This is a genomic window from Hyphomicrobium sp. (genome assembly GCF_009026145.1).
Lineage (GTDB): Bacteria > Pseudomonadota > Alphaproteobacteria > Rhizobiales > Hyphomicrobiaceae > Hyphomicrobium_A.
The window spans coordinates 12,282-30,224 of sequence record NZ_WBUE01000020.1; the positions used below are offsets into that span (position 1 = coordinate 12,282).

A 17,943-nucleotide genomic window follows, 5' to 3' on the forward strand; every position below is an offset into this window, starting at 1 on the left:
CGGAACAGCCCGCTGACGGGGTATAAGTCATAGCAGTTCCAATCCTGCGGGGCGGGTACGCTTCGGGCCAAGAGCCATGGGCGCCGCCGCTCCGCATTTCGATCGGGACACCAGATGCTGCGCACGTTCTTTTCCGGCCTCGGAGTGCTGTTCGCCGCGCTTCTCGTCTTCAGCGCGAGCTTCCTCGGCAACGTCGCCGCCGACCTCTACCGCCATAGCGGCGAGCACGAGGCGGTTGCCGTCGAAATAACGCGCGAGCTGTCGCGCACCTGGAAGCTGGCGGATATCGAGCAGCATTATGTCGCCGACGCGCGCCAGGAGCTGTTGCCGGTTCTCGGCGCCGATCTCGACGACCTAAAGCCGCTCGGTGCTCTGCTCTATGCAGACAACGTGCGGGTGGAGATGCGCTGGTCGCGCGTCGACTGGCAGCGCATGCTATCGCCGGCCGTGGCCGCCGAGCGCCTCGCCGAGTTGATCAACCGATCCGTTAAGGTGTCCTTCGTCGGCAAATTCGCCGGCGGCCTCGCCGACGTGACGGCTGAGCTCAAACGCGAGGATGGGCGCATGAAGCTGTGGCGGCTACGCATCGACAGCCGGGAAAAGCCGCAGCCGGAGGAGTATCCCGGTCGGCGCGTCATTAGCCACGCCTGACCCGATCCCGTCAGCGATCCGAAGCCTTGCTGTATTGGCCTGCCAAACGGCGCCGGCGCAGCTCGACGACGGTTGCGCGCGCTGTGCGGCGGGCGTAGGAAGCCCTCGATAAAGGTCGCTGGCGCCGGAGCCCAAGCGCATGATGACGATCTACGAATCCAACGGCAAAGCGCTGAAGGTGCACGAAACCAGTGCGCCGCTGACCGGTAATTGCGTGTGGATCGATCTGCTGCAGCCGACCGCCGAGGAGGACAAATTCGTCGAGGACGCGCTGGCGATCGATATCCCCTCGCGCGCCGAGATGCGCGAGATCGAGCCCTCCAACCGCTTCTATCAGGAGCGCGGCGCCTACTTCATGACCGCATCGATCGTCTACAGTGTCGAGTCGCCGGTTCCGCAGACAAGCCCCGTGACCTTCATTCTCGCCGGCGACCGGCTGGTCACCGTGCGCTATGCCGAGCCGCGCGCCTTCCCGCTCTATCTGCAGCGCGTCGAGAAGGGCGATGCGCCGTGCACGACCGGCGCCTCGATCATGACCGGCCTGATCGACGCCATCGTGCACCGCATGGCGGACCTCATCGAGCGCATTCAGGACGAGGTCGACCGCCTCGCGCAAGCCGTCTTCGACCTGCGCGGCGGAGTGCAGACGCGCAACCGCCGCCTCGACGTTTTGCTGAAGCGCATCGGCAAGACCGGCGACAACACAGCTCGCGCCGAGGACAGCGCCGCCTCGCTCAATCGGCTGCTTCTCTACTTCGTGCAGGCGACGCAGGACCGTGAGGACGACCCGCGCATCCGCCAGCGCATCAAGGGCGCGCAACGGGACATCAACTCGCTGATGGACCACACCAAGTTCCTGTCGCAGCGCATCAGTTTCATCCTCGATGCCACGCTCGGCATGATCAACATCGAGCAGAACCAGATCATCAAGCTGTTCTCGGTGATGGCCGTCGTCCTGCTGCCGCCGACCCTGGTGGCGTCCGTGTATGGCATGAACTTCAGGCACATGCCGGAGCTCGAATGGACGCTCGGCTATCCGTGGGCGCTCGGACTGATGGTGCTCGCCGCCATCGGCCCCATCATCTATTTCCGCCGCAAGGGCTGGTTCTAGTGTCCTGATTCCGAAGTTCGCCAGAGCTCGTTGCTGGGGGAGGAGCGAACTTCGGAATCATAAGGGACACTAGAATCATAGACCTGCTAGTGTGACTCAGATCGAGAAATTCGCTCGATACCTCACTGCTGATTATGGCGAATTTCTCCATCATCACACTAGGCAGGCGCGAGGCCGAGCCACAGCAGCGCCGCCGCGCCGCACGCGCCGAGCGTCGCCACGATGCCCCAGCGCAGCGCGAAGATGAGCACGAGAGCGAGACACGACAGCGCCAGCGCGGCGATGTCGAGCGTCGATGCATCGGGCACGTAGAGGCGCAGCGGCCCAGCCTGCCGCTCATCTACATGCGCGAAGACGACGTGCAGCGCGAACCATAGCGACAGGTTGGCGATGACGCCGACCACGGCCGCGGTGACGGTGCGCAGCGCGGAAGCGAGACGCGGGGCGTGCGTCAGGCGCTCGACGTACGGCGCGCCGACGAAGATCCACAGGAAGCAGGGCGCGAACGTCGCCCACAGCGTGACGAGCGCGCCGAGCGCGCCCATGGCGACGCCGCCTGCGCGCAGCGCGGCGATGTAGCCGACGAACTCGGTGACGAGGATGAGCGGGCCATTGGTCGTCTCGGCGAGTCCCAACCCATCGAGCATCTCGCCGGCAGTGAGCCACCGATAGCCGCTCACCGCTTCCTGCGCCATATAGGCGAGGACGGCGTAGGCGCCGCCGAAGGTGACGACGGCGAGCTTGGAGAAGAAGAAGGCGAGCTGCGCCAGCACGTGTCCGGAGCCGAACACCGCGGTTACCGCGAAGAGGGGCACCAGCCACACGGCCAGCCACGTGGCGAGGGTGCCGAGGGTCTTGGAGACAGGAACCGGTGCCATCGCTTCGGCTTGCGCCGGCATCGCGCCAGGTGCGCGCAGGAAATAGCCCGCCACCGCCGCCGCCAGGATGACCAGCGGAAACGGCAGGTCGAGGAAGAAGATGGCGACGAATGCGGCGAAAGCGGCGGCCCAGTCGAGCCGGCCCTTGATGGCCCGCTTGCCGACGCGCACCAGCGCCTGCAGCACGATGGCGAGGACGGCCGCCTTTACGCCGACGAACAGCGCCGCCACGGTCGGCGTAGCCCCGTAGGCGCCGTAAAGCATGGACAGCGCGAGCACCAGCGCCGCGCCCGGCGCGACGAACAGGAGGCCGGCGGCGAGGCCGCCCTTGACACCGTGCAGGCGCCAGCCGGCGTAGGTGGCGAGCTGCATGGCCTCGGGGCCGGGCAGCAGCATGCAGAAGCTCAAGGCGGAGAGAAAGCGGCGCTCGTCGAGCCAGCGCTGCTCGTCGACCAGCACGCGGTGCATGAGCGCGATCTGCGCTGCCGGTCCCCCGAACGAGAGCAGTCCGATCTTGCCGAACACGGCGACGAGCTGACGGAAGGACGGGAGTGAGGATGCGGGCTGCCGGTCTTGAGTGTTGCTCGAGCGTTCCATGCGATGCCTCCAAAGGCGTTGGAGACGGCGCTTGGACACGAGGTCTAACGGGGCGGCCCGTCTTGCCCCACGCAACATGCTACGCGCCCGACACGCACGCAGCAACCCGCTGTCGCTGTGGTTGTCCCCATGCATGCGACCCGCCGTCGCGCCTGCCAGCCGGCAAGCGGAAGCTAACTCCTTCACGCGCCGACGTTCCTTCAAATGTTGCGCGAGTGTCGCTCAAATTGAAGCATTGACCGCCACAATTAGCGGTGGTCGGTAGCGCGCACCAGGACGGGGGGCACTCCCCAATCATCTCTGAAGGCGGCTGAACAGGTTCTGGTGTTCCGCTCCGGACTTCGAACTGCGCAAGACGATCCCTTCCCACCCAAATCGCACGCCGCTCAACGAGCGCGCCTCCAGGCTTCCACCGAGATGCCTGGTTCGGGGATCGGCATATGTCCCGAGCATTCGCCGCCCGCAACGAGGAGTACGAAATGCGGACCTACCTTTCTTCCGCCTTGACCGTTGTTGGTTTTGGCCTGCTGACGTTGTCGCCGGCCAGCGCCGAGAACGCCCCGTGGACCTGCATGAGCCCGGCGTTTGCCTGCGGCGGGGCGCCGGCAGCCACGAGCTATCGCTCTTACGAATTCTCTGGCGAACGCACGTATCGTCGCCAAGCGAGCAGCAAGCGCAAGAGCGCCAAGGTCGCCAAGCACGAGACCGCCAAGCCGCAGGCCGAGCGCCAGCAGCAGACCAAGGTCGATCTGCCTGAGCGCAAGGAGCAGGCCAAGGTCGACCTGCCCGAGCGCAAGCAGACGCAGGCCGAGGCGGCGACCGAGAGCAAGGCACCCGTGCTCGAGAAGAAGCCCGAGATCGCCGTGCGCAAGGTCGAGACGACGGAGCGCGCCTACCGCACCACGTCGTCGCAGTCGGGCATGGCCTCCTACTATGGCACCGAGTCCGGCTCGCGGACGGCGTCTGGCGCACGCTTCAATCCCGGCGCCATGACAGCCGCGCATCGCACGCTGCCGTTCGGCACCAAGGTGCGGGTCACCAACAAGCGCAACGGCAAGTCGGTGGTCGTCACCATCAACGATCGCGGGCCGTTCATTCGCGGGCGCATCATCGACCTGTCGACGGCCGCGGCCGGCGTCATCGGCATGAAGTCGTCCGGCGTCGCGCCGGTGACCGTCGAGCGCATCGCGACCAACTGACGGCGCCTACGCTAGAACGAATGAGGCGGCGGGACGCGAACCCCGCCGCCTTTTCATTTGTGCAATTGGATCTACGCTCAGCCGACGATGAGGCTGTGCAGCGTGGCGAAGTCGGGAAGGAAGCGTGCCACACCCAGCTCGCGCACGCCGACCAGCAGCATGCCCCCGACCACGACGGCGGCGCCGCCCAAGGCGACACAGACGGCCGCGCACGGTCCGGCGAGATGGCGGGGATCGTTGAGATAATCGCTCGGGGCCTTCATGGCATTGAGCTCCTGATCACGGCGGTGCGGCCACACCGCACCTGGGCGAATTCCACCTCGACACTGCCCGCGCCGCCCCGGAAAGACGAGGCGCCCAACCCCCAACTTCCAGGAAACGCAGCTAGCGCGTGGTTCCGTTTGCCCAGAGGGGAGAATTGCCGGTAGATTCCGGCAAATTGCGTTCGCAATGGCGTCCACTCCGAGGCAGACCGCAGCCATGAAGGCCACCGTGTCGAGATCAGCGCGTGAATCGGCCATCGCCCAGATCAAGACCGCAATGATCGAAAAAAAGCTGACGCAGGCTGAGCTTGCGGATGCCGCCGACTGCCACGAGAAGACCATCCAGAACCTGCTCGGCGGCCGCTCGGTGCGTGATCAGACGCTATTCGACGTATGCATGGTTCTCGGGCTCGACTTCGACAAATTGCAGGGCGCCTGGAACGGGGTCGGGACCGCGACGCCGGCCCCGCCCGAGTTGCAGGGCGAAAACGGCGGCGTCGTCGCCCCGCTGTACATGGGCGCCTACACGCGCGCCGCGGTCGACCACTACATCGGCAGCTACCTCACGCTGCGCGCCTCGTTCTCGCGTCCGGAGTGCATCGTCGCCTACCGCACCGACGTCACGTGGGATCCGGACTGGCCGAGCCTGCTGTTTCAGGAGCGCGACCGGCTGGATGCCCCCTACTCGCATCGCGGCCGGCTCTACATCCCGTCCTCGTCCATGTTCATCCACCTGGTGTCGCTGACCAAGGGCGCCATGCGCATGGTCGTCGTCTCGCAGGTGGATCGTTTCGGCGAGATGCGCGGCATCATCACCACCATCCACAAGCACGGCGCCATGCTGATCCCGGTGGCGACGCCCATCGTGTACGCCAAGCGCGAGGCGTTCGACGGCAACCTCGGCGACATCACGCCGGCGAGCCCACTGTATCCCGCCTACAAGAAAGCGCTCGACGAGACGGTGAGCGACGGCTACGCGCGCCTCATCGGCCCCTAGCATCACGGGGCTGCAGGTTGGACGAGCGCGCATCCGCCCTGTAATCAGTGTAATCAGTCTTCGCGCATTACATGGATGCCTGCCGGGTCGAGCTGTGCGCTGACAACGGCGCCGACCTGCATATTGCGCGCGGCTGCCTCGCGCGCGCCGATCTTCAAGCGCAGACGGAGCGTCTCGAGATCGAGAATGAGTCCGATCAAATCGCCCAGCGGCTGCACGTCGGCAACCGTCCCCATCATCACGTTGACCGCTTCGGCATCGCTCGCAACGAGAGAGATGCAGTCGGGCGGCAGCAGGGCGCTGACGCGGTCGCCGGCCCGGGCGCCGTTGGTCGAGGCGACGGCGAGCGTGTGCGGACCGCAGCGAATGTGGCCTGCATCCTGCACCGTGGCAGGAACCAGATTGGCTTGTCCCATGAGCCGTGCGACACGCGCATCGGCGGGGCGCAGACGCACCTCGTCGGGGGCGCCGATCTGCAGCGTCTTGCCGCCATGCAGCACGCATATACGGTCGGCCAGCGCCTGCGCCTCTTCTAGATCGTGCGTGACGAGCACAATGGGGACATCGAGCGAGCGATGCAGGGCCGCGAGCTCCTCCTTCAGTGCCTCGCGCGTCATGCGGTCGACGGCGGAGAACGGCTCATCGAGCAGCAGAACCTTGGGATCGCGCGCCAGGGCGCGGGCCAGCGCAACCCGCTGACGCTCGCCGCCGGAGAGCTGATCCGGGCGCCGCGCTTCGAGGCCCTTGAGATGCACGCGCGCGAGCAGTCCCGCCGCCAAGCGGCTGCGCGCCGGCTCCGTGAAGCGGAGCATGGCAAGGCGCACGTTGTCGAGGGCGGAGAGGTGCGGGAACAGTGCGTAGTCCTGGAACACCAGGCCGACGCTACGCGCCTGCGGGGAAAGGTCGATGCCTGCGTCGGTGTCGAGCCAGGTTTCGCTGTCGGCGACGATGCGTCCCGCCTGCGGGTGGTAGAGGCCGGCAATGCAGCGCAGCACAGTGCTCTTGCCGCTGCCCGACGGGCCGATGAGGGCAAGGAGCTCGCCGGGTCGGCAGGCGAGCGTCACGTCGAGCGGGATCGGGCCCGCCTGATTGAGCGCGACCGACAGCGCCGTTGGGTCATGGCGCATGCGTGCCGGTCCTCTGGCGCCGCGCCAGCATATGCACGACGGCGATGGCGATGAGCGAGAAGGCGAGCAGGACGGCTGACATCACGCCCGCCTCCTCGATGTGGAACGCCTGCACGCGATCGTAGATGGCGATCGACAGCACCTGCGTCTCGCCGGGAATGCTGCCGCCGATCATCAAGATGACGCCGAACTCGCCGAGCGTATGGGCGAACGTCAGCGCGACAGCGGAGACGATACCGGGCCAGGCGAGCGGCAGCTCGATGCGCCGCATCGTCTCCCAGCTCGACAGGCCGCTGACGAAGGCGGCCTCGCGCACGTTGCGGGGAATGGCCTCGAAGGCGCGCTGGATAGGCTGCACGGCGAACGGCAGGTTGATGATCAGCGAGGCGACGAGGATGCCCGCGAAGGTGAACACCAGCGGTGTCCCGAACGCCGCCCTGAGCAGGTTGCCGAAGCTCGATTGGGGCGAGAAGGCGACGAGCAGGTAGAACCCCAGCACCGTCGGCGGCAGCACCAGCGGCATGAAGATCAGCGCTTCAATACCACTTTTCAGCGGCACACGGCTCCAGGCGAGGAAGCGCGCGATCGCTATGGCTACGGGCAGGAGCAGGATAACCGTCCACGCGGCGAGCTTCAGCGACAACGAAGATGCGGTCCAATCCATCGCCGAGCTTTAGTTGGTTGCCGGAAGGACGAATCCGTAGCGCTGTAGAATCGCTCGCGCTGCAGGCTCTTGCACGAAATAGTAAAATTTGTCCGCCACGGCGCCCGCGTGCTTGAGCAACACCATTCTCTGACGCAACGGCGCATGCAGGCTTTCGGGCAAAAGTGCCCAGGTGCCGCGATCTGCGACCTCAGGCCGAAGGACGAGGGACAGCGGGACGATTCCCCCTTGGGCAGATCCCGAAGCGGCAAACTGGGCGGCCTGCGAGGCGTTCTCCCCAAGAACGAGGCTCTGCTCGATATTGTGCCATAGCCCGAGAGCCAACAGCGCTTCTCGCGCAGCGCGGCCGTAGGGCGCGTGTTCGGGGTTGGCGATCGCGAAACGCTCGATGCGGCCTTCGTTCAGTGCGACAGCAAGCCCAGCGAGATTGCCGTCGACCTCGAGCGGCGAGCCGGTCGGGGCAAAGATGACGATACGCCCCACTGCATAGAGAGTGCCCTCATCGCGGGTCAGCCCACGCGCGGCCAGCTGCTTCACATATGCCTCGTCGGCGGACAGATAGACCTCGAATGGAGCACCGTGTTCGAGCTGAGTGAAGAAGTTCCCGGACGACCCGAATACCAGCTTGACCGAGTGTCCCGTTTGGTTGCGAAAGAGTTCAGCGACCTCGGCAAGAGCAAACCGCAGGTCGGCCGCAGCGGCGATCGATGGCGCCTCGTCGGCACGCGCGGGCGCGTGAGTGCTCACGGCCAGCATGGTGAATGCACCGACCAGCGCCAGCCGCTGCGCGGCGCGCAGCGCGCTCAGTGCAATGCTCATGACCACCTCCGTGCCGTTTCGGCCGCATGATAAGCAGCCGTCTCGGTCGCAGTCGAGCGTTATATTCAGTCGGGAATATCGGCCGCAACGGGAGCCTTCGCTTTGCCGGCGCCGCGGTCTTCGCCAGCGGAACCGCCGACGCGCCGGTGCGTCAAGAAGCGCTCCTTCAGATCGACACTCGATCGGCGCCCGATTGCCGACCGGTGCCGCCCCAGCCATTTGTCGGCCTCGTCGCGGCCGGCGCTGAAGAGATAGCTCAGCAGCGTCCAGTCGGGCTTCATGTTGCTGTCGGGGCTGAGCGCACTCGTATAGCGGCCGGCCTCGATGAGGTGGAAGCGGTGCGTCGCCAGCTTGCTGAAGCGTCCGCGCGGGCCGCCGATGCGCCCCTGCTGGCACTCGCGCACGGTCTCGATCAGCTCCACCTCGCGAATGAGCGGGGCGTTGAAGGCGAGGCGGTTCGCGTGTAGCGAGATCTCGCGCACTCCGGTCGGCAGCCCCGGGCGCACAAGCGGGTTGAGCTGCACGATGAGCGTATCCTCGACCGGGCTCTCCATGGCCAGCGTCTTGATGTCCGGGTTGGCCGAGAAGCCGCCGTCCCAGTAGGCGACGCCGTCGATCTCGACCGCATGGTGCAGCGTCGGCAGACACGAGGAAGCGAGTACCGCCTCCACGGTCAGCTCGTGACGCCGAAAGATGCGCGAGCGTCCAGTGGCCACTTCCGTCGCGGCGATGAGCAGCTCGATAGGCGAATTCTGCCGCAGCTTCGCGAAATCGATACTCTCCGACAGCAGGCGGCGCAGCGGATCGAAGCCGAGCGGGTTGAACTCGTACGGCGACCACAGGCTCGCCATCTGCGCCAGATGCGGCGTGCGCGTGAGACCGTAGAGAAAGGGATTGAGGCGCAGCAGGTCCGGAACGCCGGCCTTGTGCACAGCCTCCCACACGCTGCGCAGCTTGTTGCGCGCCGACGTCTTGCCGCCCTCGCTGAGGCCCGACGCGACGGCAACGGCATTCACTGCGCCGGCGCTCGTCGCGCTGACCCAGTTGATCTCGAGCTCGTCGTCCTCGAGCAGTCGGTCGAGCACACCCCAGGTGAAGGCGCCATGCGCACCACCGCCCTGCAGCGCTAGATTCAACCGAACGTTTCGCCGGAATAGCCGCACTTGCATTCGCCCCGCCTAGCCTGGGCGCTCCATCGGTGAGCACCCGTAGCCCTATATAGTGTCACGGCGAACGCGGCATGGGGAGAAGTGCGCCGCACGTCAGTCGGTGCGCTGGCGTGGCGCAGGCGCCATAGATTTGTGCAGCGCGCGCGTGACGCTACGCGTTTGCGCCGGCGTGTGCATTCGCACGTAAAGTCCGCGACCTGCGGATTGTCGCGATGGCCGTTCGTGCGACAACAGAGCGCGGCACTTGCTCGTGTGCAACGCAACCGTCCGACTACGTGACGAGCTTGCGCTCGATCTGACCCACGCTGCGCCCACCGGTTTCGAGACCGCGCGTGGCGCACTCGATGTGCACGCGCCCGTCGACGCGTCCAATGCGCAGCAAGTTGTAGCGACCAAGAGGCTCGTTCTTGTGCACGCGCGCGATGGAGCCGGAGGCAACACCTATGACGGGAATATTTCCTCCCCCCGTTTCGGGCAGACGCGCGAAATCCATGTGGCTGTCGCAATGATTGTGCCCGTGCAGCACGAGCTCGGCGCCGTGCGCAGCGAGAATGTGCGCGAGCGCTTCGGCGTCGCGCAGGGCGCGGCGCGGCGGCGCTTGTCCCGGCAACGGCGGATGATGGATCAGCACGACACGGATGAGGCCTTCTGCTGCCAGCTGCGGCAGCAGCGCGGCGAGCGCGGCGCGCTGCCTTGCCCCGACCTCGCCAGCGGCGATGAAGGGTGGCGTCTCCACCGCCGAGTTGACGCCGATGAGGACGACGGGGCCAAGGCGACGCACGAACGGAAATTGCGCCGGCGGAGGCGGCACGTACTTCGCACCCCAGGCGTCGGCCCGCATGTAAGCGGCCCAGCGGGCGATGCCGGGGTCGCCGCGCAGCGATGTGTAGATGTCGTGATTTCCCGGAACGACGGTGACATCCTGTGGCGTTCCGACCTCGTTCAACCACGCGGTTGCAGCCTCGTATTCCACCGGTAGGCCGAGATTGATGAGATCGCCGGTGACGGCAATATGGTCGGGCTTGTGCGCCAGCATGTCGGCGACGACGAGATCGAGCGCCGCGCGATGGTGCGCATGGCGGCGATGGCGGCGCCAATTGAGGTAGCCGAGACCACGCTTGACGTTGAGATGGCGCAGCGCGACACCGGGCATCGGTGACAGATGCACGTCCGACACGTGGGCAAGCGTGATCGTTTCACTCATCGCGTGGCTCAGCAGGGATTGCCGTCGTTAACGGTGCTCGGGCAGGATGCCGCGCGCCGAACCTAGCACGGCTCGACATGAGTTGAGCGCATGACGCAGACGCCCGAGACGCGCGAAAGGTCGCGCAATGAAGGAGCGGAATGTTGTCCAGGAACCTGATCGCTGCCAGGCTTCTGCAACGCTATTGGCGACTGTCGCGCGGCCTGACGCTCGGAGCGCAAGCCGTGTTGATCGATGCCGAGGGCTGCATTCTGCTCATTCGCCACACCTATCAACCCTACTGGCGCTTTCCCGGCGGGGGCGTCGAGCGCGGCGAGACCGTGGAGGCGGCGCTCAAGCGTGAGCTCGACGAGGAGGTTGGGGTGGCGCTGACGGGTAGGCCGGAGCTGTTCGGCATCTATTCCAACGCCGCCATATTTCCCAACGACCACGTGGCACTGTTCGTCGTGCGCTCTTGGCAGCAGACGCGCGTCCCGGAGCCGAACTACGAGATCGCCGAGCAGCGGTTGTTCGCGCGCGACGCACTGCCGCCCGACATGAGCCCTGGCACCGCACGGCGCGTCGAGGAGATATTCGCCGGCGCCCCGCGCAACGCCATGTGGTGACCCTGGACCGGCCGCCGGCCGCGTGCTACAGGGCGCCCATGTCGAGACGGCTCCGAGGCTCAGCACTGCGACGAGGCGGCCAGCACGCGTGCGCCGCCATGCCTGATTTGCCGCTATAGATACTGAGACCCGCCGGCTTGGCCGAGCGGGTTGCCTCGAAAGCCTCGCCTTCCATGTCGCCCAACGTCACCAACCGGCCTCTGACGCCGGCCGACTTTCCCGCGGTGTCCCGCCTGCACGCCACGGTCTTCGGGCCCGGCCGCTTCACGCGCACCGCCTACCGCGTGCGCGAGGGCGCGCCGGCCTTCTCGCCCTACTGCCGTGTAGCGATGCTCGGCGAGCGGCTGATTGCGGCGGTGCGCTTCACGCCTATCACCGTCGGTGGCGAGGGCGGCGCGCTGCTGCTGGGTCCGCTCGCCGTCGATCCAGAATTTGCCGGCCAGGGCTTCGGCAAGCGGCTGATCAGCGAAGCCATGGAGGCGGCAAGGACGGACGGCGTGCGCCTCGTGCTTCTCGTCGGCGACGAGCCCTACTACGGCCGCTTCGGATTCCGCCCGGTTCCGCCGGGGCAGATCACGCTGCCGGGTCCGGTGGATCCGCGCCGCCTGCTCGCCGCCGAGCTCATTCCAGGCGCGCTTGCGCGCAGCTGCGGCCCCACCGCCGGACAACGTGCGTGATGACCGGCGCCATCGGTTGCGCATAGACTTGCCACGGATACGAGGTACGGCAGGGAGGGAACGATGGACAGGCGGACGTTGCTCAGTGGAGGCGGCGTGCTGCTCGCTGCTCAGCTGCTGCCGGGTGAAGCCGGGGCACGGGCGAAGTCCTCGCCGGCGACGGCGGACGACGCGCGCTTCATGCAGCTCGCCATCGACCAGGCGAAAGAGGGCGATTATCCGTTCGGGGCCGTCATCGTGCGGGGCGGCCGCGTGCTCGCCTTCGGGCGCAACAGCTCCAAGCGCAACGCCGATCCCACGGCGCACGCGGAGATGATGGCCATTAGGGCCTTCCTCAACGGTCATGAGCCGGAGGCCTTCAAGGAGACCACACTCTACACGTCCGGCGAGCCGTGCGTGATGTGCATGGGAGCGATCGTGTGGTGCGGTATCAAGCGGGTGGTGTTCGCCGCCTCCATCGCGCAGCTCGCGACGCGCATCGGCCAGATCGACATCAGCGCGCGGCAAATTGCCAACGCCACCCCGTTCGCCAGCATCGACATTACCGGCGGACTGCTATCGGGCGACGCCATGCGCCTGTTTCCGAACGGAAAGCCGTAGCGGCGCAAAGGACGTCGACGGATCTCTTGTGTGCGCGGCGAGTCTTATCGGCCAAGCGAGCGACACGGAGTTCAAAGATGCGCAGTATCATCCTATGGCTGCTCGGTGTGCCGATCGGCGTCATCATCCTGATGAACCTCTTCAACGTGAGCTAAGCTTGGTGTTGAGGACAGCGTTGAAATTCCACTGTTTTGCCGATCGCGTCGAACGCCAAAAAACTTTCTGCATCGGCCGGGAACGAATTTCGATGCGTCTGCATTGTCTCCGCGGACACGGGTCTCGCTCCCCTCCCCCATCCCCCTCGTCGAGGCACGCGTCCGCCCATTGAAAGGACACCCGCTGCTCGAGCATTCGAGTCGGGTGTCCTTCTCATTGGGTCGTCTCGAGGCGCGGATGTAGCTATGCTCCCCCGCTGGCGGCGAGGGAGGAGAGACGTGTCAGGCACACCGTTCGCCCAGGGGCGCTGCCAGTGCGGCGCCGTGAGCTTTTCCGTCGCGGCACCGCCGGTGACCATGGGCCAATGCCACTGCAAGGACTGCCAGCGCGCATCCGGCACCGGGCATATGTCGAACGCCCGCTTCCGGCGCTTGGACGTGACGATCAGCGGCGAGACGAAGACATTCGCCGTCAAGGCCGACAGCGGCAACGTCAACACGCGCCACTTCTGTCCGACTTGCGGCAGCCGACTGTTCGGAGAGAATTCCGGCCGCCCCGGCTTCATGAACGTCGCGGTCGGCGCCTTCGACGACCACACCTGGTTCGATCCTCAATGGGTGCTCTACAAGAATTCGCAACCGCTGTGGGACATCACCGCCGAGGACGTTCCCTGCTACGACGGCATGCCGCCACCGACCTGAAACGGCGGCGCATCAGTCGGCGAAGGGGTCCTTCATGAGGATGGTGTCGTCGCGCTCGGGGCTGGTCGACAGCATGGTCACCGGGCGCTCGATCAGCTCCTCGATGTAGCGCACGTACTTCACCGCCTGGGCCGGCAGCTCGCTCCACGAGCGGGCGCCATGCGTCGACTGCGTCCAGCCGGGGAGCGTCTCGTAGATCGGCTGCACGCGCGCCTGCGCGCCGCTCCCCGCCGGCAGTCGGTCGATGCGCTCGCCATCGAGCATGTAGCCGACGCCGACCTTGATCTCATCGAAGCCGTCGAGCACGTCGAGCTTGGTCAGCGCGATGCCGTCGATGCCGGCAATTTTCAACGTCTGGCGCACCAGGGTCGCGTCGAACCAGCCGCAACGGCGCTTGCGGCCCGTGACGGTGCCGAACTCGCGGCCGCGCTCGCCGATGCGCGTGCCGATCTCGTCGTTGAGCTCGGTGGGGAATGGCCCCGATCCGACGCGCGTCGTATACGCCTTGGCGATGCCGAGCACGTAGCCGATGCTGCGCGGGCCCATGCCGGAGCCCGTCGCCGCCTGTGCCGCGACCGTGTTGGACGAGGTGACGAACGGGTAGGTGCCGTGGTCGATGTCGAGCAGGGCGCCCTGCGCGCCCTCGAACAGGATGCGCTTGCCGGCGCGGCGCTCGTGGTCGAGCAGGTCCCAGGTCACGTCCATGAAGGGGAGGATCTTGGGCGCGATCTCCTTCAGCTCGGCGAACAGTGTGTCCTTGGAGATCTCCGGCTGTGACAAGCCACGGCGCAGCGCATTGTGATGCACGAGGATGCGATCGATCTTGGCACCCAGCGTCGCCGGGTTGCGCAGGTCCTGCACGCGGATGGCGCGGCGACCGACCTTGTCCTCGTACGCGGGTCCGATGCCGCGGCCGGTGGTGCCGATCTTGCCGGTGCCCGCCGCTTCCTCGCGGATGGCATCCAGCTCACGGTGCAGCGGTAGGATGAGGGTGGCGTTCTCGGCGATGCGCAGGTTGTCGCGGCTGACAGCGACGCCCTGTGCGGCCAGCTTGTCGATCTCCGCGCACAGCGCCCACGGGTCGACGACGACGCCGTTGCCGATCACGCCGAGCTTGCCCGAGCGGACCACGCCCGACGGCAGCAACGATAGCTTGAAGGTCTTGTCGCCGATGACGAGCGTATGACCGGCGTTGTGTCCGCCCTGGAAGCGGACGACGATGTCGGCACGCTCCGACAGCCAATCGACGACCTTGCCTTTACCTTCGTCGCCCCACTGGGCGCCGACCACCGCGACGTTCGCCATTTCGGATCCCACTCGTGACTAGGCCCCGGATCGGACGCCGGGGCCATCCGGGGCCTTATAGCGCAGAATCGCCCCCGCCAACCCCTCCGACGGGGCGCCTACGGCACGGGGGGAGCGGGCGTGACCGTAAAACCGGGCCTAATGATAGACGATAGCCCGGGCGCCCGGCCAAATGACGCGGTAGCCGAACTCGATCAGGCGCTCCTCCTCGGGCCCCAGCTTGGATTCGAAGGCGATGACGCCGCGCTTGCCGTCGATGTCCTTCTTGCTGGGCTGCGCCGGACCGACGAACTCGACCTTGATGTCGTCGTTCTGCGACACCGGGATGTGGTCGTGGACGACCAGCTCCACGGCGCGCTCGTGCATGTTCTTCACAGTGATGCGGTAGTTGCGGCTGTCCGTGCGCGCCGAGGAGATGAGACCGGTCTCCCCGCGCTTTTCATCGGCTATGGCATGGCGCACACGCACCTGGTCGTCGGCGCCGAAGCCCAGCTCGTGCTCCTCTCCGGGTGACAGAACGGGAAGAGTGCCGGTGCCGACAAAGGTGCCGTCGCGGAACAGGGACACGGCACCCGGAAGTAGCGGCGAGCCCTTCGGCAGGATGAGCTTGGCGTAGAGATAAGCCTTGGCGTCGAGCTTCGGCACGGTGCGCACGCTGAGCACCGGCTCGATACCATCCTGCTGCAGGAACACGCGCTTGGCCTCGCCCGTGGAAGGAACGGTCAGTCGTCCGGGCACGGCGAAGACGGCCTGGAAGGGCGCCGTTTCGATTGTGGCGCCCTGCTCAGCAACGTCGAGCTCGGGTGCAGCCTCTGCGGCGGCACTCTCGGCGCCCGCGCCCGGCGCAGCCTTCTTGCGCACGGCGAGGCCATCGTAGGCGGCCATCGGGGCAGGTGGCGGCGCCGACCTGGCAAGGGCTTCCTTGGCCTCGGGCTCGAAGTCGACGGTCACCGTGTCGATCGTGGGCGCCGCAGCGTTGGCCGTCGGCCGTGTCGTCGACAGCAGCAGCGCGATGTTGTCCCAGCTCTCGCCGGTGCGCTGCACGATATCGGCGCGCCGCGCCAGCTCCAGCAGCGGCGGCGCAGTTTTCGAACCGGTGGCGAGGCGGGCGTCGTAGCGCGGCGCCCAGCCGGCGTTGCGCACCTGGTAGCGCACGGTGAGATCGGCTTCGAGCGGGGCTGCAGCGACGACGAACACCTTCACCTCGGTCTGCTCCGAACGCCCTGGGGCCAAGGCGGAGAGCTTCTTCTCGAGGTCCTCGATGCGCCGATCGAGGTCGCGCTTCTTCACCTCGGCGTCGAGCGCCATCCGTTGCGCTTCCGTCATCCCGGAGCCGATCAGCGACAGGACCTGCTGCCAGTCCGTATGCGGTATAGGTTGCGCTGCTTGCGCGGGTTGGCCTTCCTCCGGCTGCGGGTGTCCAGGCATCTGCGCCAGGTTCTGCAGCAGCCTCTTCTGCGTCTGCGCGGCATCCTCCTGACCCTGCACGAGGCCGCGCTCGTCGCGCAGCTTCTCGATCTCGTCCTCGATGCCCTTGCGCTCGGCCTGCAAGGCTTCCTGATCGGCGCGCGGGATGTAGCGGCGGCGCGTGTCTACCGATTGGATGTCGAGGCCGGCCGTCGCCTTGCCATCGACGCGGATCGAGCCCGGCACCGCCTCGGCGGGGAGATCATCGAAGATGAGCGTATGCTCACCCTTGGCGAGCGCCAGGCGCGCAGCGCGCGTCGCCTCGGCTCCGGCGGGGAATACGGTCACCGTCGCGAGACGCGAGGTGACGGGGATCTCGTCGGCCGCTGCCCGGCTGGCGAGAACGGCGGCAAAGACGCCGGTGATCGCAACGAGAGTGCGCATGTTAGCCCCATTTCTTGCTTGCTCTCACGGCCCCCAAAATCACGACTTGGCGGGCGCCCCCGGGGTGAGACGAGTGAGGGCGGTTCGCGTCTGAATTATGACGGGTTGGGGCGTGCCGGGTGGACTTTCCCGGCGGTGTTAACCGACGGCGGCGCGGGCTTCCGCGTAAGCCCACTCGAGCCAGGCGGTGAGCGCCTCGAGGTCGCTCCGCTCGACCGTCGCCCCGCACCACACGCGCAGGCCCGGAGGGGCGGTGCGGTAGGAGCCGATGTCGTAGGCAACCCCTTCCTCGGCGAGGCGCGCAACCATGTGCTCGGCGAGGCGGCGCTCCTCGGCGGGACCGCCGGGAACCCCGGTGAAGCGCATGCACACGGAGGTATTGGAGCGCGTCGCCGGCTCTATGGTGAGATTGGTGATCCAGGGCGTGCGCGCCATCCAGTCGAAGAGCACGGCAGCATTGTCGTCGGCGCGCCTGTGCAGCGCCGTCAGGCCGCCGATGCTCTCGGCCCACGCCAGGGTGTCGAGATAGTCCTCTACGCACAGCATGGACGGGGTGTTGATCGTCTCGCCGGCGAAGATTGCCGCATTGAGCTTGCCGTCCTTCTTCATGCGGAAGATCTTGGGCATCGGCCACGGCGGGCTGTAGCTCTCGAGGCGCTGCACGGCGCGCGGGCTCAAGATCAGCATGCCGTGCGCGGCCTCGCCGCCGAGAATCTTCTGCCATGAGTAGGTGACGACGTCGGCTTTCGCCCAGTCGATCGCCTGCGCGAAGACGGCCGACGTGGCGTCGATGAGCGACAGCCCAGCGCGATCAGACGGGATCCAGTCGCCATTCGGCACGCGCACACCGGATGTCGTGCCATTCCAGGTGAAGACGACGTCGTGGTTCCAGTTGACGGCCTTAAGATCCGGCAGCGCGCCATAATCGGCCTCGAGCACGCGCACGTCTTGCAGACGCAGCTGCTTGACGATGTCGGTTACCCAGCCCTTGCCGAAGTCTTCCCAAGCCAGAACATCGACACCGCGTGCGCCGAGCAACGACCACATGGCCATCTCGAAGGCGCCGGTGTCGGATCCAGGCACGATGGCGACGCGATAATCGGCAGGAAGCCGGAGCAGCGCGCGCGTCTTGTCGATGGCAAGCTTGAGCCGCGCCTTGCCGGCGCCCGAGCGATGCGAGCGGCCGACCAGCGCCGCGCGCAGCGCGTCCGGCGTCCAGCCGGGGCGCTTGGCGCAGGGGCCGCTGGAGAAGTTGGGGCTTCCGGGGCGCTGTGTTGGCTTGTCGAGGCGAGTCATGATGGCGGGGTCTAGAAGGCGGCGGCTGCCGCGTCAACCGACCATCGCAGCTCCGCCGACGCTTCTTTCGTCC

17 protein-coding genes and 1 pseudogene are annotated in these 17,943 nt (G+C 66.7%); 8 read left to right on the plus strand and 10 right to left on the minus strand.

From position 1 onward, the window contains the following. The first annotated feature begins 114 nt into the window (after positions 1–114). Together F9K20_RS14645 and F9K20_RS14650 are read left to right on the plus strand one after the other, a co-directional pair. Positions 115–651 carry a hypothetical protein gene (locus F9K20_RS14645; protein WP_291003231.1) on the plus strand — a complete coding sequence of 179 codons (537 nt, stop codon included), beginning with the start codon at positions 115–117 and terminating at the stop codon, positions 649–651. 139 nt (positions 652–790) lie between these two features. Next, positions 791–1,762, plus strand: coding sequence for a magnesium transporter CorA family protein (locus F9K20_RS14650; RefSeq protein WP_291003234.1), 972 nt, complete (start codon positions 791–793; stop codon positions 1,760–1,762). Between the two features lie 158 nt (positions 1,763–1,920). On the opposite strand, the gene chrA is transcribed toward F9K20_RS14650, so the two are convergent. Then, a complete protein-coding gene (chrA, locus tag F9K20_RS14655; protein ID WP_291003236.1) occupies positions 1,921–3,237 on the minus strand; it encodes a chromate efflux transporter in 1,317 nt (438 codons plus the stop codon). Between the two features lie 914 nt (positions 3,238–4,151). On the opposite strand from chrA, the pseudogene F9K20_RS14660 reads away from it, so the two are divergent. Next, positions 4,152–4,436, plus strand: a pseudogene (locus F9K20_RS14660) (septal ring lytic transglycosylase RlpA family protein); the annotation flags it as partial. A gap of 77 nt (positions 4,437–4,513) precedes the next feature. Here the strand turns inward: F9K20_RS14660 and F9K20_RS14665 are convergent. Next, positions 4,514–4,699: a hypothetical protein gene (locus F9K20_RS14665; protein WP_291003238.1), complete on the minus strand. Its 186-nt coding sequence runs from the start codon at positions 4,697–4,699 to the stop codon at positions 4,514–4,516. A 217-nt stretch (positions 4,700–4,916) separates the two neighbouring features. On the opposite strand from F9K20_RS14665, the gene F9K20_RS14670 reads away from it, so the two are divergent. Next, positions 4,917–5,696 carry a helix-turn-helix transcriptional regulator gene (locus F9K20_RS14670; RefSeq protein ID WP_291003240.1) on the plus strand — a complete coding sequence of 260 codons (780 nt, stop codon included), beginning with the start codon at positions 4,917–4,919 and terminating at the stop codon, positions 5,694–5,696. Positions 5,697–5,749: 53 nt separating this feature from the next. Here the strand turns inward: F9K20_RS14670 and F9K20_RS14675 are convergent, their stop codons facing one another. The 5 genes from F9K20_RS14675 to F9K20_RS14695 all read right to left on the minus strand — a co-directional run bounded on the left by F9K20_RS14675 (position 5,750) and on the right by F9K20_RS14695 (position 10,679). Beyond that, positions 5,750–6,823: an ABC transporter ATP-binding protein gene (locus tag F9K20_RS14675; protein ID WP_291003242.1), complete on the minus strand. Its 1,074-nt coding sequence runs from the start codon at positions 6,821–6,823 to the stop codon at positions 5,750–5,752. Continuing rightward, positions 6,813–7,487: a molybdate ABC transporter permease subunit gene (modB, locus tag F9K20_RS14680; RefSeq protein WP_291003245.1), complete on the minus strand. Its 675-nt coding sequence runs from the start codon at positions 7,485–7,487 to the stop codon at positions 6,813–6,815. Before modB ends, F9K20_RS14675 begins: the two co-directional genes overlap by 11 nt. Before the next feature lie 9 nt (positions 7,488–7,496). Further along, positions 7,497–8,306 carry a molybdate ABC transporter substrate-binding protein gene (gene modA, locus F9K20_RS14685; RefSeq protein ID WP_291003247.1) on the minus strand — a complete coding sequence of 270 codons (810 nt, stop codon included), beginning with the start codon at positions 8,304–8,306 and terminating at the stop codon, positions 7,497–7,499. Between the two features lie 65 nt (positions 8,307–8,371). Next, the gene (locus F9K20_RS14690; protein WP_291003250.1) at positions 8,372–9,442 is read right to left on the minus strand and encodes a patatin-like phospholipase family protein; all 1,071 of its coding nucleotides are present in this window, start codon (positions 9,440–9,442) and stop codon (positions 8,372–8,374) included. A 304-nt stretch (positions 9,443–9,746) separates the two neighbouring features. Next, positions 9,747–10,679, minus strand: coding sequence for a metallophosphoesterase (locus F9K20_RS14695; protein WP_291003253.1), 933 nt, complete (start codon positions 10,677–10,679; stop codon positions 9,747–9,749). Between the two features lie 140 nt (positions 10,680–10,819). Between F9K20_RS14695 and F9K20_RS14700 the strand changes: the two genes are divergently transcribed. The 4 genes from F9K20_RS14700 (at position 10,820) to F9K20_RS14715 (ending at position 13,418) form a co-directional block, all read left to right on the plus strand. Then, entirely contained in the window at positions 10,820–11,284 is a 465-nt protein-coding gene (locus tag F9K20_RS14700; protein ID WP_291003255.1) for an NUDIX domain-containing protein, read from the plus strand. Between the two features lie 137 nt (positions 11,285–11,421). Then, positions 11,422–11,961: a GNAT family N-acetyltransferase gene (locus F9K20_RS14705; protein ID WP_367115815.1), complete on the plus strand. Its 540-nt coding sequence runs from the start codon at positions 11,422–11,424 to the stop codon at positions 11,959–11,961. 63 nt (positions 11,962–12,024) lie between these two features. Further along, the gene (locus tag F9K20_RS14710; protein ID WP_291003257.1) at positions 12,025–12,561 is read left to right on the plus strand and encodes a deaminase; all 537 of its coding nucleotides are present in this window, start codon (positions 12,025–12,027) and stop codon (positions 12,559–12,561) included. A 434-nt stretch (positions 12,562–12,995) separates the two neighbouring features. Then, on the plus strand, positions 12,996–13,418 hold the full coding sequence (locus tag F9K20_RS14715; RefSeq protein WP_291003259.1) for a GFA family protein: 423 nt from the start codon (positions 12,996–12,998) through the stop codon (positions 13,416–13,418). 12 nt (positions 13,419–13,430) lie between these two features. Here F9K20_RS14715 and F9K20_RS14720 read toward each other — a convergent pair whose 3' ends face one another. From F9K20_RS14720 to F9K20_RS14730, 3 genes are all read right to left on the minus strand, one after another. Further along, complete coding sequence (locus F9K20_RS14720) at positions 13,431–14,723, minus strand: adenylosuccinate synthase (RefSeq protein ID WP_291003262.1); 1,293 nt, start codon at positions 14,721–14,723, stop codon at positions 13,431–13,433. A 138-nt stretch (positions 14,724–14,861) separates the two neighbouring features. Further along, positions 14,862–16,574 (minus strand): mucoidy inhibitor MuiA family protein, encoded by a 1,713-nt coding sequence (locus F9K20_RS14725; RefSeq protein WP_291003265.1) that lies wholly within the window; start codon positions 16,572–16,574, stop codon positions 14,862–14,864. Positions 16,575–16,712: 138 nt separating this feature from the next. Beyond that, the gene (locus F9K20_RS14730) at positions 16,713–17,870 is read right to left on the minus strand and encodes a phosphoserine transaminase (protein WP_291003268.1); all 1,158 of its coding nucleotides are present in this window, start codon (positions 17,868–17,870) and stop codon (positions 16,713–16,715) included. Positions 17,871–17,943: the final 73 nt, after the last annotated feature.